Here is a 12818-nt window from a genome sequence, read left to right on the forward strand (position 1 = left end):
ACCAAGATTGGGATGGGCCGCCGAGCCCGCGTACGGCTGGCTAGCCGCTCACCGGGCCGGTGCCGTACCGGCGCGGATTCTGCCTGGCGATCTCGCCGACCACATCGGTCAGAATCTCGCGCATCACCGACTGGGCGCACACCGGGTCGCGACGCATGATCGACTCGGCAACGGCTTGATGGAGCTCGAAGGAATGCACGACCGGGTGGGGAAGCACGCCGTGTTTGGCGCGTCCGCGCAGTGCGGCCGACACCGAGTCGGCGTGGGCGGAGAAGAGTTCGTTGTCGGCGGCGTGAAGGATCAACGTGTGGAACTCGACGTCGATCGAGACGAACCGGTCCATGTCGTCGCGCACGCCGGCCTCATAGAGCTCGTTGGCCAGATCGACGAGTTTCTCCGCCTGGGTGGCGCTTCGTCGCTGCGCAGCCAGCGCCGCGGCAACGGGTTCCAGGGCGAGCCGTAGCTCGGTCAGCGCTGTCAGCTGGCCGCGCATGGAGCCGGAGTCGATGCGCCAGCCGATCACCTTGGGATGGAAGACCGACCAGCGGGCCAAAGGCAACACCTCGCTGCCGACCCGGCGCCGGCTGTCGACCATGCCGAGTGACTGCAACTCGCGGACAGCCTCGCGGATCACCGTTCGCGACACCCCGTACTGGGTGGCCAACTCATCAAGCGTCATCGTTGAACCTGTGGCCAAGTCGCCGCGCGCGATACGGGCGCCGAGATCGTCCACGACGGACGCGTGGAGGGACGTCTTCGGCGCCGAATCGGCGTCACCCATTGGTCCCTCCTCATGGCCGGCTCTGACAAGGGCCATCATTCCACGTCGCCCGAGGCGGACCGTTGCCGACGCAGGTTGATCGATTCCGGCTCTTCGGAACCCGGATCTACGGCGGCTGACGCTTAGGGATGCGCTGACTCATTGTTGGTGGAGCTTGTCGAGACCTTGTGTGCAACGGGTTTCGGCTAGCTCAACCGGCGAACCGCCGCATTGATCAGCGTTTTCCTCAACGGTCGATGCCGAGATCCCGCGCTTCGCGGGCTACGTCGGCGCGGAAGTCGGCCAGTTGACGGTCCGTCTCGGCGGTGCTCAGCCCCAGCTCGGCGACCAGTAGCTCGCCGGCCTGGGGGGCGGCTGCCGCGGCGTGCAGGAAGCGGACGGGGATGCGCCGGGTGAGGATGTCGGAGACGGTGCGGGCCATCTCGTGCCTGATCGCGAACACCACTTCGGCCCAAAGGTAGGGCAGTTCGGGGGCGATCGGTTCGGCTCCTGAGCGTTGGCTGAGCCACACCGAAGCCAATAAATATCGGTCGCGGAATCACTGGAACAGGCAGATTCCGGCGAGTATGCTCGCCACGGCGCCGAGAGGTGCCCGCCGGCACCGGACAGGTGTGTATTCCGCGCGAGGGAGGTGATGGTCGTGAGTTGCGATTCCGCCAGTACCCACTTATCGAACCATCTGATCCCTGGCCGCGCCGCTGGCTGATTCTCGCTCTGCGCGGCCTCCTTTCGCGACCTGAAGGAGACCGCGATGGCGATGCTGCGCTCCTCCACCTTCACCGGCCAAGAGGCTGCGCTGCGCACCCGCAGCCAGTTCGCTGCGGATGCCCTGGTGCTGGCCGCGGTGGCCGTCCTGTTCTGGCTGCTGATCCGGCTGTCCCACGGGTTCACGGCCCCGTTCAACCCGGCGTCAGCGCCGTCCAGTGTCTCGACGGATCCGGCGAACCTGCCCTACTATGCGGCCCGCTCGCTGCTGCGGATGTTCGTCGCGCTGATCGTCTCAACCATTTTCACCTTCATCTACGCCACCGCCGCGGCCCGGCTGCGTCGCACCGAGAAGATCCTGGTGCCGCTCCTCGACATCTTGCAGTCGGTTCCGGTGCTCGGTTTCCTTTCGGTCACGTTGTCGGTGTGGCTGATGCTGTTCCCGCACTCCGAACTCGGCGTGGAATGCGCCTCGGTGTTCGCGATCTTCACCAGCCAGGTGTGGAATATGACGTTCGCGTTCTATCAATCGCTGGTCACCCAGCCGCGTGATCTGGACGAGGCGGCGCGGCTATTGCGGCTGACGAAATGGCAGCGGTTCTGGCGCGTGGATGTGCCTTACGGAATGCTGCCGCTGGTCTGGAACGGAATGATGAGCTTCGGCGGCGGCTGGTTCTTCCTGATCGCGTCCGAGGTGATCAGCGTCAACAACCAGGTGTATGCGCTGCCGGGCATCGGGTCCTATGTGGCGGCCGCCTCCCAGCAGGAGCAGATCGGGCGCATGCTGCTGGCGATCGCGGTGATGATCGTGATGGTCATCGGGGTGAACTTCCTGTTCTGGCGGCCGCTCACCGCTTGGGCGGAGCGGTTCCGCACCGGTGACACCGCCAACGCCGAGCAGCAGCGCAGCTTGGTGCTGAATCTGCTCCGTCGCTCGACGCTGCCCCGGATGGCCGGACGGCTGCTGCGTCCGGTCGGTGCCGGCCTCGATCGCACGATGCGGGTCTTCGGTCTGGCCGACCGCCCGCTGCGCTGGAACCAGGGTCGCCGGCGCCTCGGTGACATCGTCTTCGTCGTGGTGGTGACCCTGCTGATCGGGTGGGGGCTGCTGCAGATGCTCGGCTACGTCAACGAGCAGACCGGGCTGGGACAGTTCGGGGTCGCGGCGGGTCTCGGGCTGATCACCTTCGCCCGGGTCGTGGTGCTGCTGATCGTCGGCACCCTGGTGTGGGTACCGATCGGGGTCTGGATCGGCCTCAACCCGCGGGTGACCCGCTTCGCGCAGCCCATCGTCCAGGTGCTGGCCAGCTTTCCGGCGAACTTCCTGTTCCCGTTCATGACGCTGGCCCTGATCCGGACCGGGATCAGTCTCGACATCGGCGGGGTGCTGCTGATGGCGCTGGGCGCCCAGTGGTACATCCTGTTCAACGTGATCGCGGGCGCCTCGGCGATTCCCAACGACCTGCGCGAGGCCGCCGCGATCCTGCGGCTGAGCCGGCTGCAGACCTGGCGGACGCTGTACGCCCCGGCCGTTTTCGCCTCGTGGGTGACCGGCGGCATCACTGCGGCCGGCGGCGCCTGGAACGCGTCCATCGTCGCCGAGATCGTGTCCTACGGGAACACCACGCTGGTGGCGCACGGGCTCGGTTCCTACATCGCCGAGGCGACCGCCGACGGCGACTTCGCCCGCACCCTGGTCGGAGTGACCGTGATGAGTGTCTTCGTCGTCGGGCTGAACCGGCTGTTCTGGCGACGCCTGTACGACTTCGCCGAACGCCGGCTGTCCCTCACCTGACCGATATTCCCCACCTGACCGCCGAGAGGACGTGACTCCGATGACCCTCACCAGCCACAACGACACCCAAGCCCGCACCGCCCTGATCGAGGCCGAGCACATCTCGAAGTCCTTCTCGTCGGCGGACGGTTCCACGCTGCACGTTCTGGACGACGTGTCGATCGACCTGCACGCCGGTGAAGTGGTCGCGCTGCTCGGCCGCTCGGGATCGGGGAAATCGACGCTGCTGCGCACGCTCGCCGGGTTGATCGCCCCGACCAGCGGTGAGGTGCGGTACCGGGGAAGACCGCTCAACGGCGCCAACCCGGGGGCGGCGATGGTGTTCCAGTCGTTCGCCCTGATGCCGTGGCTGACCGTGCAGGACAACGTCGAACTCGGGCTGCGCGCGGCCGGCGTCCCCCGGCAGGAGCGCCGCGAGCGGGCACTGGCCGCCATCGACGGCATCGGCCTGGACGGCTTCGAAACCGCCTACCCGCGGGAACTCTCCGGCGGCATGCGCCAGCGGGTCGGGTTCGCTCGGGCGCTGGTGCTGCGTCCGGACGTGCTGATGATGGACGAGCCGTTCTCGGCCCTCGATGTGCTGACCAGCGAGAACCTGCGCGCCGAGTTGATCGGCCTGTGGGCGCAGCCGGCGTTTCCCACCCGGTGCATCTGCATCGTCACCCACAACATCGAAGAGGCCGTGCTGCTGGCAGACCGGGTGTTGCTGCTCGGCGCCAACCCCGGTCACCTCCGCGCCGAGGTGCCCGTCGACCTGCCGCGGCCGCGCGATCGTCGCAGTCCCGCCTTCGAGGCGATCGTCGACCGGCTCTACGCCGCTCTGACCGGACGCGACGAGCAGTCCGCGGCGGAGCGCGCTCCGGTGCCCGGACCGCTGACCCATCCGCTGCCCGCAGCCACCGTCGGGGGACTGGCCGGCTTGGTGCAGATCGTGCACACCCACGGTGGGCGCGCCGATCTGCCCGACCTGGCCGATGAACTGTCGTTCGAAGTGGACGATCTGCTCCCGTTGGTGGATGCCGCCCGGATGCTCGGACTCCTTGAAGTAGACGGCGCTTGGGCCTTGCTGACTGAGGCCGGCCGGGCCTGGCACGCCGCCGACATCCTGCGCTCCAAGGAGTTGTTCGCGGGAATGGTGGTCGCCCACGCGCCGCTGGTTCGGACCATCGTCCGGGCGCTGCAGAACAGTGAGGACGGCACGCTGCGTGACGACTTCTTCCGCGATCTGCTGCGGCGCGGGTACGGACCCGACGACATCGAGAAGCAACTCGACATCGCCATCGATTGGGGTCGTTACGGCGAGCTTTTCGACTACGACGCCGACAGCGGCGAGTTGATGCTCGCCGAGGTCAGTCAGGAACAGTCTGGCTAGCCGCTGCGAGTTCGGCGGTCTCGCGGGCGACGTCGGCACGGAAGGCTGCGACCTGGCGGTCGATCTCGGCGGGGGACAGGCCGAGTTCGGCGACCAGTAGCTCACCGACCCGGGGGGCGGCTTGGGCGGCTGCGGCGGCGTGCAGGAAGCGGGCGGGGATGCGCCGGGTGAGGATGTCGGAGACGGTGCGGGCCATCTCGTGCCTGATCGCGAACACCACCTCGGCCCACAGGTAGGGCAGTTCGGGGGCGATCGGTTCGGCCAGAGCCGGGTCGGCCAGCGCGATGTCCTCGACGAACCGAGCCTCGGTGCCGTACCGGCCGGAGAGGTGCGCGAACCGCCCGCCGGTGGCCTCCACCGCCTCGGCGTCGAAACCGGCGCCGCCGACGATCGGGGCGTGCGTCGTCCGGCAGCGCTGCTTCACCTCGAGCAGGTCGCAGACCTTGTCAACCGCCTGTTCGGCCATCGACCGGGACACCGTCAGCTTGCCGCCGGCGACGGTGACCATGCCGTCGGCGACGGTGATCTCATGCTCGCGGCTGAGTTCGGCGGTGTCGCCCTTGCCGGTGTCGATCAGCGGACGCAGCCCGGCCCAGGTGCCGGTCACGTCGTCCATGGTGAGGTTGGTGGTGAGGGTCTCGTTCAGCGATTCGAGTAGCAGTTCCGCCTCTTGCCGGTTGCAGCGGACGTCGTCCGGGTCGCCGTCGTAGGGGGTGTCGGTGGTGCCGATGTAGCAGTAGTCGCCCCAGCGGACGACGAACGCCCGGCCGCCCTTGCCGCGCAGCCCGCCCAGCATCGGGAAGACCAGGGTGGACTGGCTGCGCACCTTCTCCCACGGCACCACGACATGGACGCCCTTGGCCGGCCGGATCCGGCTGTGATGAGTGGGTTCGCTCAGGGTGCTGACACCGTCGCTCCAGACGCCGGCCGCGTTGACCACGACCCGGGTCTGGACGGTTCGCTCGGCCGTCCTGCCGTCGGGATCGGTGACGATCAGGTGGGCGGTGCGCGGTCGTCCGGGCCGGAACGGGTCCAGCTCGGCCAGCCGGCAGTAGTTGGCCAGCATCGCGCCGTGCAGGGCGGCGGTGCGGGCCACCGAAACCGTGAGCCGGGCGTCGTCGGTGCGGGTGTCGAAGTAGAGCAGCCCGCCGGTCAACCCCTCCGGTCGCAGGGTGGGGCAGTGGGTCAGGGTCTCGGCGGCGCCCATCCGGCGGTGCAGCTTGCCGATCCGCCAGCCGCCGACCGCGTCGTAGGCGACCAGCAGTGCGCGGAACGCCTGCGCCATCCGCGGCCCGAACACCGCCGATTCGCGATAGATGGGAAACAGGAACGGCAGCCGGCTGACCAGATGCGGTGCGCGCTCGTACAGCCGCTGCCGCTCCAGCAAGGAGTGGTAGACGATCCGGAACTCGCGCTGCTCGATGTAACGCAGGCCGCCGTGGATCATCTTCGACGAAGCGGACGAGGTGCCGCAGGCGAAATCGCCGCGCTCCACCAGGCCCACCCGCAGGCCACGCAGCGCGGCGTCCAGGGCGACGCTGACCCCGGTGATGCCGCCACCGACGACCAACACGTCCAGCGGTGCCGCGGTCATCGCCTCCAAAGCGGTGTCTCGGTCGAACGCCACCGGGGCGGTCTGGTTGGCGACGACGTCACGTGCCCGCATCTGCTCCTCCTGCATCTCCGCGCACGGACCAGCGGGTCCGCGCCGACCGGACCATGATGCGCCGCCGCCGGTGACGGGGGCAGCTGAGTGACACGGCATGTCATCGGGGGTTGTCCGTCCCGGGACGGCTGCAAAGAATGGCCTCATGGCGCCGGAGGAACGCATACCGACCGTGCTCCGGCATGCCTTCACGATCCTGACCGCGGTGGGCGAGGCCGGGCCGTCCGGTGCGGACGCCACCGAGTTGCACATCCAGACCGGGCTGAACATTCGCACCGTCTATCGCCATCTCGCCTCGCTGCGCACCCTCGGCATGATCGCCGGCGCCGGGGACGGCACCCGCTACCGGCTCGGACCGACCATCGCCGGGTTGGCGCAGAACGCGTCCGATCAGCGTGAATTCCTGCGCAAGGCGCGATTGTTCGCCGAAGAACTGGGGGAGCGCACCCAGGAGCCGGTGCATGTCACCGTCTACGACCAGGGCACCGCCGTCACGGTTGCCACCGCCACCCGGGAGGCGATCATCCGGCAGAAGTCGCCGCCGATCGTGGTCGGTTCGCGACGTCCGGCGCATGCCAGTGCCAGCGGCAAGATCTTCCTGGCCGCGAACCCGTCGGCGTTCCAGGCCTATGCGGTGCGTCCGTTGGAGCGGTTCACCCAGTACACGATCACTGACCTGCACGCGCTGGAGGCCGAATGCCTGGCCGTCCGCGCCCAGGGCTGGTCGGAGGATCGGCAGGAGTTCATGCTCGGCGTCACCTGTATTGCCGTGCCCGTGTACGGCATGAAGGGACGCGCGGTCGGCGCCCTGGTGGTGTCGACCAAGTACCCCCGGCTGACCACCACGCAGCGCAACGGGTTGCTGCAAGCGCTGCAGCCGGCCGCGCAGGAATTCACCACGGCGATCGGTGGCTCGGCTCCCTGAGCTGGTTGAACTCGGCGAACAGGCGGTCCACCAGGCCGTCGGTCCACAGGCCGAGGAAGCCGAGGAAGTCGGCGACCGACAACCGGCGGCGCATCAGCCGAGCGTGGGCGAAGGCCCAGCGGACCTCGTCCGGGGTCAGCCCGGGCGGGACGTCGGCGAAGTCGAGCGGATGCCCCGTCGCGGCCAGCGCCCGCAGGTAGCGTTCCGGGTCGGCGGCGAGCTCGGCCAGCTCGGGCTTGCGGCGCTCCCAGTCGCGCAGCAGCGCCAAGACCTCGGTGCTGTGTTCGGTCCAGGACTGGCATTTCGCGGCGTAGTCGGCCCAGCATTCGGCGGCCATCGCGCCGCTCGGATCGAGCTCGTTGAAGACCCGCTCGACCTGCTCGCGGGCCTGCTGCTGATCCACCGCGGGCAGCCCGTCGACGAACGGACGCGGGTCGAACTCGGTCAGCAGGTACCGGTAGGCGAGCAGTACCAGCGCGGTGGCCAGCCCGCACTGTTCGCCGTGGTTGCCGATCGGACGTCCGTTGTGGTCGGCGGCCATGTCGAGCATGTGGCTGGTGACATGCTCCAGCCCGGACGCCGGCGCAGACTCCCCGGCGAAGCTCATCGCGAAGCCTGCGGCGGCCAGGTTGGTCGCCATCGCACCGGCGGTCGCAGTCCCACCCGCGGTGAACGACGGCTCACTGTCCAGGAAGCCGGTCAGGCCGGGCAGGAATACCGCCCGGGACAGTGGCTCCCAGTTGCCCATGCCGCACCAGTTCGCCAGCCGGTAGTCGGCCAGCGAGCAGCAGCCCACCGCCGCGTCACCGATGCCGCCGAGCGCGTAGTCAGCCGGGGTATCGGCCAGCGTGCGGGTGTCCAGCACCAGCCGATCGGGCAGCCGCGACGGCACCGTGCGCTTCACGCCGTTGGTGGTCACCACGGCCAGTTGCGAGGTGTACGCACCCACCGAGTTGGCGGTCGCCACCGCGACATGGAACATCTGCAATCCGGGCTGCTGCTGCTCGATGCCGAACACCGCATGCTTGGCCAGATCGGTGATCGTGCCCGACCCGACCGACACCACGGTGTCGGCGGGCCTGAGCTGAGCGCGCAGCTCCTCGACATGCTCGGTAGTGGTGTGCAGATCATGCGGATCGGACAGCACGATCGTGCGCACCTCCAACCCGGCCTCGGTCAGCAGGTCGACGACCAGGCTCTTCAGATCGGCACCGGCGCGCCGCATCGGCTGATCGTCGACCACCACGGCGACCGAGACGGGACGACCCCGCAACGACGCGATCGCCGGCAGCTCGAGCAGCACGTTCGGGCCGAGGTGGAGAGCCTCCATGGACAGGTTGCGGTCCCGTCCGGAGACCCGGCTGGCCTGTAGATAGAAGCCAGCCAGGTCGTCCGGGTCGAGATCGATCAGCTCGGGTGCGCGGAGGGGTTCGGGCATCGCCGTCACCGCACCCCCGCCAGATCGGCCCGCCGCCAACCCAGGGCCCGCTGGACGGCGTCCGCCCAGGCGGTGCGGCGCAGCTTCTGCTCGGCCTCGCTCATCTGCGGATGGAAGACCTGACCCAGTTCCTTGGTGGCGTCCGCCTCTTCCGGGCTGGCCCAGACGCCGGTCGCCACGCCCGCCAGCCAGGCTGCGCCGCGGGCGGTGATGAACTCGGCCTGCGCGGCCCGCATCACCGGCACTTGCATCAGGTCGGCCTGCGCCTGCAGCAGGGCGTCCGAGCGGCCCAGACCGCCGTCCACCGCGATGATCGTCGGCGACACCCCGGACGCCTCGCTCATCGCGCCGAGCAGGTCTGCGATGGTGTGCGCGATGCCGTCCAGGGTGGCCCTCACGACGTCGGCCTTGGTGGTGCCACGGTTCAGGCCGACCAGCATGCCGCGGGCGTTGCCGTCCCAGTAGGGCGCGGCGAAACCGGCCAGGGCGGGCACGCAGACCACACCCGAGTTCGGGTCGGCGGCGGCGTAGGTGGCGTCGATGACGCTGGCCTTGTCGAGCACGCCGATGCCGTCGACCAGCCAGTCCACGCCGCTGCCGGTGACGAACGAGCCGCCCTCGAACAGGTAGGTGGTGGTGTCACCGATCCGCCAGGCCACCCGGCAGTCCAGGCCGCCGCCGGGCACCCGGGCCTCGGTGCCGATGTTGAAGTCGAGGAAGCTGCCGGTGCCGTGGGTGCACTTCACCGCACCCTCACTGAAGCCGCCCTGCCCGTACAGCGCGGACTGCTGGTCGCCGACGATGCCGGTGATCGGCAGTTCGGCACCGATCAGGTCGGCCCGGGTGACGCCGAAGTCGCCGTCCTCGGAGATGATTTCGGGCAGCAGCCCGACCGGGACGCCGAGTTCGTCCAGGAACTCCTGCCACCACACGTGTGCGGTCAGTTCCATGCCGCCCGACGAGCCGGCACAGGACGCCGAGGTGACGAAACGGCCGCCGTCCGGACCGCCGGTGAGCTTCCAGATCAGCCACGAGTCGGGGGTGCCGCCGTACAGCTCGCCCGCCTCGGCCCGGCGGCGCAGCTCCGGGTCGTTGCGCAGGATCCAGCTCAGATGCAGTGGCACGTTGGCGGCGCCGAAGGACAGACCGGTGGTCTGGGTGAACCTCTCACCCCAGGCCGGGCGCAGCTCGTCCACCATGTCGGCGCAGCAGGTGTCCTGCCAGCTGAAGATCGGCGCCACCGGTTCGCCGGTCGTCCGGTCCCACAGCACGGTGGTGGTGCGCTGGGCGGCCATGCCGAGCGCGGCGATCCGGCGTCCGTCGCGCTGGGCCTCGGCGATCACGTCGCGCAGCGCCGCCTGCGACTTCTGCCAGATCTCGTTGGCGTCCTGCTCGACGGCACCGGACGGCTTGGTCTGGATGTCGAGCGGCTCGCCCTTGCTGGCCAGCACCTTGCTCGCCGCATCGAACAGCACCGCACGGGTGCTCGTGGTGCCCTCGTCGAGAACCAGCACCGTCGGATCGTTGTCGCTCACCATTAGTTCCTCCCGCTCCTTTGCGTGTCGCCGGACGCCGTGGCCGGCGTGATCGGGCCGGCCCGTTCCTGCGCTGACGCGACGGACGCCGACCCCTCGGCTTGTTCCTGCATGCTCGCCAGCGGTCGATTCCAGGGTCAAGGAGTGTGACGTCCGGCGTCACTGGTCTTGAGCGCCGACGCCGGGCGGCGGCAGGGTCGATCCCGGAACCTCACCGGCACCCTTCCCAACCCGGAACCAGGAGCAACGATGGAACACCTCACCCAGATCCCCTCGGACGCGCTCGCACAGCTGCGCGATGCGGTCGGCGAGCAGGCGGTCAGCACCGACGCCGGGCAGATCCGCGAACTCTCCAAGGACAGCTCGGTGCGCAGCAAGAAGGCCGAAGCGGCGGACCGGCCGCTCGCCGCGGCGCAGGTCGTGTTCACGCCGCGCTCCACCGAGCAGGTGTCGGCGGTGCTGTCCTGGGCGAGTACCCATGGCGTCCCGGTGGTGGCGCGCGGCCTGGGCAGCGGTGTGGTGGGCAGCGGGCTACCGGTGCGCGGGGGGGTGCTGCTCGACCTGGCCGAGCTGACCGAGGTGGGCGAGGTGGACGTGGTGAACCGCACCGTCACCGTCGGCGCCGGGATCAACCTCGGTGACCTGGACACCCAACTGCGCGAGCAGGGGCTGTCGGTCGGTCACTACCCGCAGTCGCTGTACCTGGCGTCGGTCGGCGGTTGTGTGGCGATGCGCGGCTCGGGCACCTTCTCGTCCCTCTACGGCAACATCGAGGACCGGGTGGGTGAGCTCGAGATCGTGCTGCCGACCGGTGTGGTGGTGCAGACCCGTTCGCTGCCCCGGGCGTCCACCGGGCCTGATCTGCGGCAGCTCGGCATCGGCTCCGAAGGCATGTTCGGGGTGATCACCAAGGTCACCCTCAAGCTGGTGCCGGTGCCGGCCGCGCAACGGTTCGCCGCCGTCCGATACGCCGGTTTCGAAGGGGCGCTGGAGACGGTGCGCCGCGCGCTGATCGCCGGCGTCCGGCCCGCCGTGGTGCGGATCTACGACCCGACCGAGGCATCCGCGAAGCACGCCCGGTTCGCCCAGGACGCCGGCTGGCTGCTGGTGCTGGTCTTCGACGGTGACGAACGGCTGATCGCCACCCAGGAGGAGATCATGCTCGACCTGGCGACTTCGCTCGGTGGCGAATCGCTCGGCCCGGAGCCGGCGGTGCACTGGGAGCAGCGGCGGTTCAACTGGTCCTGGTTCACCGACGCCGTCGACCACGAAGGTGGCATCGCCGAAGCGATCGAGGTGACCGCGACCTGGTCGGAGCTGCCCGGCCTGTACGAGCGGCTGAAGAAGGCCGTCTCGCCGCACATGCAGGAGTTCATGGCCCACGTGTCGCACGTCTACGACCAGGGCGCGGCGCTTTACACGATCGTCCGCGGCGAATACGCCGACGACGCCGCCGCATTGGCGGCGTATGACGCGACCTGGGAAGCGGTGATGGCCGAAACCCTGGCCTGTGGCGCCCGGATCTCGCATCATCACGGCATCGGTCTGGAGCGTGCCCGCTGGATGACCGAAGAGCTCGGCAGCGGTCTCGACCTGTTGCGCGACCTGCAGAAGACCGTCGATCCGGCCGGGATCATGAACCCAGGCAAGCTGGGGCTGTAACTAACCTTGCTGAGTGCGGCGAGTCAAAGCGGTCTGGTGGGGTTCGACCGCGGCCGTGCTCGGTTCGGTGACGCTGGGTTGGTTCGCGCAGCTGATGTGGCGGACCTGGCGGTGGGATCCGCGGGAGGATTGCGCGGTCGAGCTGGCGCTGCCGTGGGAAGAGATCGGTGTCGCCGCGGACGTATTTCCGCCGCAGTTGACCTGTGTGGGCGGTCATCGGGTCACGTTCGCCAACCCGTTGTGGACCGGCCAGTTGTTGGTCGTCGGCGTGACGGTCGTGATCATCTGCGCACTGGTGTCGCGCTGGTATCGCCAGGAGCGGGCGGCCAAGCGGCCGGTCGCGGTGATTGTGACTTGTGCTGTGGTCGCTGCCCTGGGTGTTGCGGGTGTGATCGGGGCCGGGGACCCTCGGCCGAGGGTGGAGAGCGCTCGCCAGGACATCCAGCCGCCTGTGCAGAAGCCTTGGCTGTCCGGGCCTGCGCCGACGGCGTCCAGCACCCCGGCCGCGCCGGTTTCCGCGGCAAAGGCCCGGGCGGCGTTGACTGAGCTTGGCCGCAGTGCCAGGCGTGCCGGCGGCGAAGGACTGCTGTGGCCGAAGCGGCCGGTGATCAGCAGCGAACAGTGTGAGGACGGAACTCAGCCCGGCACGATGTTCCTCCTGAGGGCCCGGTTCACTACCCGCGACATGGACGACGTGCACGGGCCGTCCGAGGTGTTGCAGGTCTCCCAGGCGAACGAGCGGGTCGCGGCGCGGATCGTCGATGCCTGGTTGGCGGGTGAACTGCTGGCCGGCATCGAACCGCTGCACGGCGAGTGGTATTTCACCATGCCCGCGGGGAGTCCGCTGTACACGGCTCATGTGGGCTTCACCGATGCGATCGGTGAGCTCCGTGTGCTCAGCCAGTGCGCCGTTCTGCCCTAGCTTGCGGCTGAGTTGCG

General features: G+C 69.1%; 10 protein-coding genes. 5 read left to right on the top strand and 5 right to left on the bottom strand.

Going from position 1 to position 12818, the window contains the following annotated elements:
- Window positions 1-40 precede the first annotated feature (40 nt).
- Together QM624_RS12135 and QM624_RS12140 are read right to left on the bottom strand one after the other, a co-directional pair.
- Window positions 41-820, bottom strand: a complete 780-nt coding sequence (locus tag QM624_RS12135) for a FadR/GntR family transcriptional regulator (RefSeq protein ID WP_415092125.1) — start codon at window positions 818-820, stop codon at window positions 41-43.
- A 187-nt stretch (window positions 821-1007) separates the two neighbouring features.
- Window positions 1008-1292, bottom strand: a complete 285-nt coding sequence (locus QM624_RS12140; protein WP_341727848.1) for a glycerol-3-phosphate dehydrogenase C-terminal domain-containing protein — start codon at window positions 1290-1292, stop codon at window positions 1008-1010.
- Window positions 1293-1532: 240 nt separating this feature from the next.
- Here QM624_RS12140 and QM624_RS12145 point away from each other — a divergent pair, with 240 nt between their 5' ends.
- Both QM624_RS12145 and QM624_RS12150 read left to right on the top strand, forming a co-directional pair.
- On the top strand, window positions 1533-3281 hold the full coding sequence (locus QM624_RS12145; protein ID WP_415092127.1) for an ABC transporter permease: 1749 nt from the start codon (window positions 1533-1535) through the stop codon (window positions 3279-3281).
- A 40-nt stretch (window positions 3282-3321) separates the two neighbouring features.
- The gene (locus QM624_RS12150) at window positions 3322-4653 is read left to right on the top strand and encodes a nitrate/sulfonate/bicarbonate ABC transporter ATP-binding protein (protein ID WP_415092129.1); all 1332 of its coding nucleotides are present in this window, start codon (window positions 3322-3324) and stop codon (window positions 4651-4653) included.
- Here the strand turns inward: QM624_RS12150 and QM624_RS12155 are convergent.
- Entirely contained in the window at window positions 4631-6319 is a 1689-nt protein-coding gene (locus QM624_RS12155; RefSeq protein ID WP_415092131.1) for an FAD-dependent oxidoreductase, read from the bottom strand. The genes QM624_RS12150 and QM624_RS12155 overlap by 23 nt on opposite strands.
- 145 nt (window positions 6320-6464) lie before the next feature.
- Between QM624_RS12155 and QM624_RS12160 the strand changes: the two genes are divergently transcribed.
- Window positions 6465-7244 (top strand): IclR family transcriptional regulator, encoded by a 780-nt coding sequence (locus QM624_RS12160; protein ID WP_415092133.1) that lies wholly within the window; start codon window positions 6465-6467, stop codon window positions 7242-7244.
- On the opposite strand, the gene QM624_RS12165 is transcribed toward QM624_RS12160, so the two are convergent.
- On the bottom strand, window positions 7213-8682 hold the full coding sequence (locus QM624_RS12165; protein ID WP_415092135.1) for an iron-containing alcohol dehydrogenase: 1470 nt from the start codon (window positions 8680-8682) through the stop codon (window positions 7213-7215). The two genes, QM624_RS12160 and QM624_RS12165, sit on opposite strands and share 32 nt — an antisense overlap.
- Before the next feature lie 5 nt (window positions 8683-8687).
- A complete protein-coding gene (locus QM624_RS12170; RefSeq protein WP_415092137.1) occupies window positions 8688-10217 on the bottom strand; it encodes an FGGY family carbohydrate kinase in 1530 nt (509 codons plus the stop codon).
- Window positions 10218-10466: 249 nt separating this feature from the next.
- Here QM624_RS12170 and QM624_RS12175 point away from each other — a divergent pair, with 249 nt between their 5' ends.
- Entirely contained in the window at window positions 10467-11879 is a 1413-nt protein-coding gene (locus QM624_RS12175; RefSeq protein ID WP_415092139.1) for an FAD-binding oxidoreductase, read from the top strand.
- A 13-nt stretch (window positions 11880-11892) separates the two neighbouring features.
- Window positions 11893-12801 (top strand): hypothetical protein, encoded by a 909-nt coding sequence (locus QM624_RS12180; protein ID WP_415092141.1) that lies wholly within the window; start codon window positions 11893-11895, stop codon window positions 12799-12801.
- Window positions 12802-12818 lie beyond the last annotated feature (17 nt).

The sequence above is a fragment of the Micropruina sp. genome (assembly GCF_047606365.1).
Classification (GTDB): domain Bacteria; phylum Actinomycetota; class Actinomycetes; order Propionibacteriales; family Propionibacteriaceae; genus Micropruina.

Bases quoted from the DNA above. Each gene is read 5' to 3' on its own strand.
- QM624_RS12135 (WP_415092125.1), bottom strand. From the start codon at position 820: ATGATGGCCCTTGTCAGAGCCGGCCATGAGGAGGGACCAATGGGTGAC.
- QM624_RS12145 (WP_415092127.1), top strand. From the start codon at position 1,533: ATGGCGATGCTGCGCTCCTCCACCTTCACCGGCCAAGAGGCTGCGCTG.
- QM624_RS12150 (WP_415092129.1), top strand. From the start codon at position 3,322: ATGACCCTCACCAGCCACAACGACACCCAAGCCCGCACCGCCCTGATC.
- QM624_RS12155 (WP_415092131.1), bottom strand. From the start codon at position 6,319: ATGCGGGCACGTGACGTCGTCGCCAACCAGACCGCCCCGGTGGCGTTC.
- QM624_RS12160 (WP_415092133.1), top strand. From the start codon at position 6,465: ATGGCGCCGGAGGAACGCATACCGACCGTGCTCCGGCATGCCTTCACG.
- QM624_RS12165 (WP_415092135.1), bottom strand. From the start codon at position 8,682: ATGCCCGAACCCCTCCGCGCACCCGAGCTGATCGATCTCGACCCGGAC.
- QM624_RS12175 (WP_415092139.1), top strand. From the start codon at position 10,467: ATGGAACACCTCACCCAGATCCCCTCGGACGCGCTCGCACAGCTGCGC.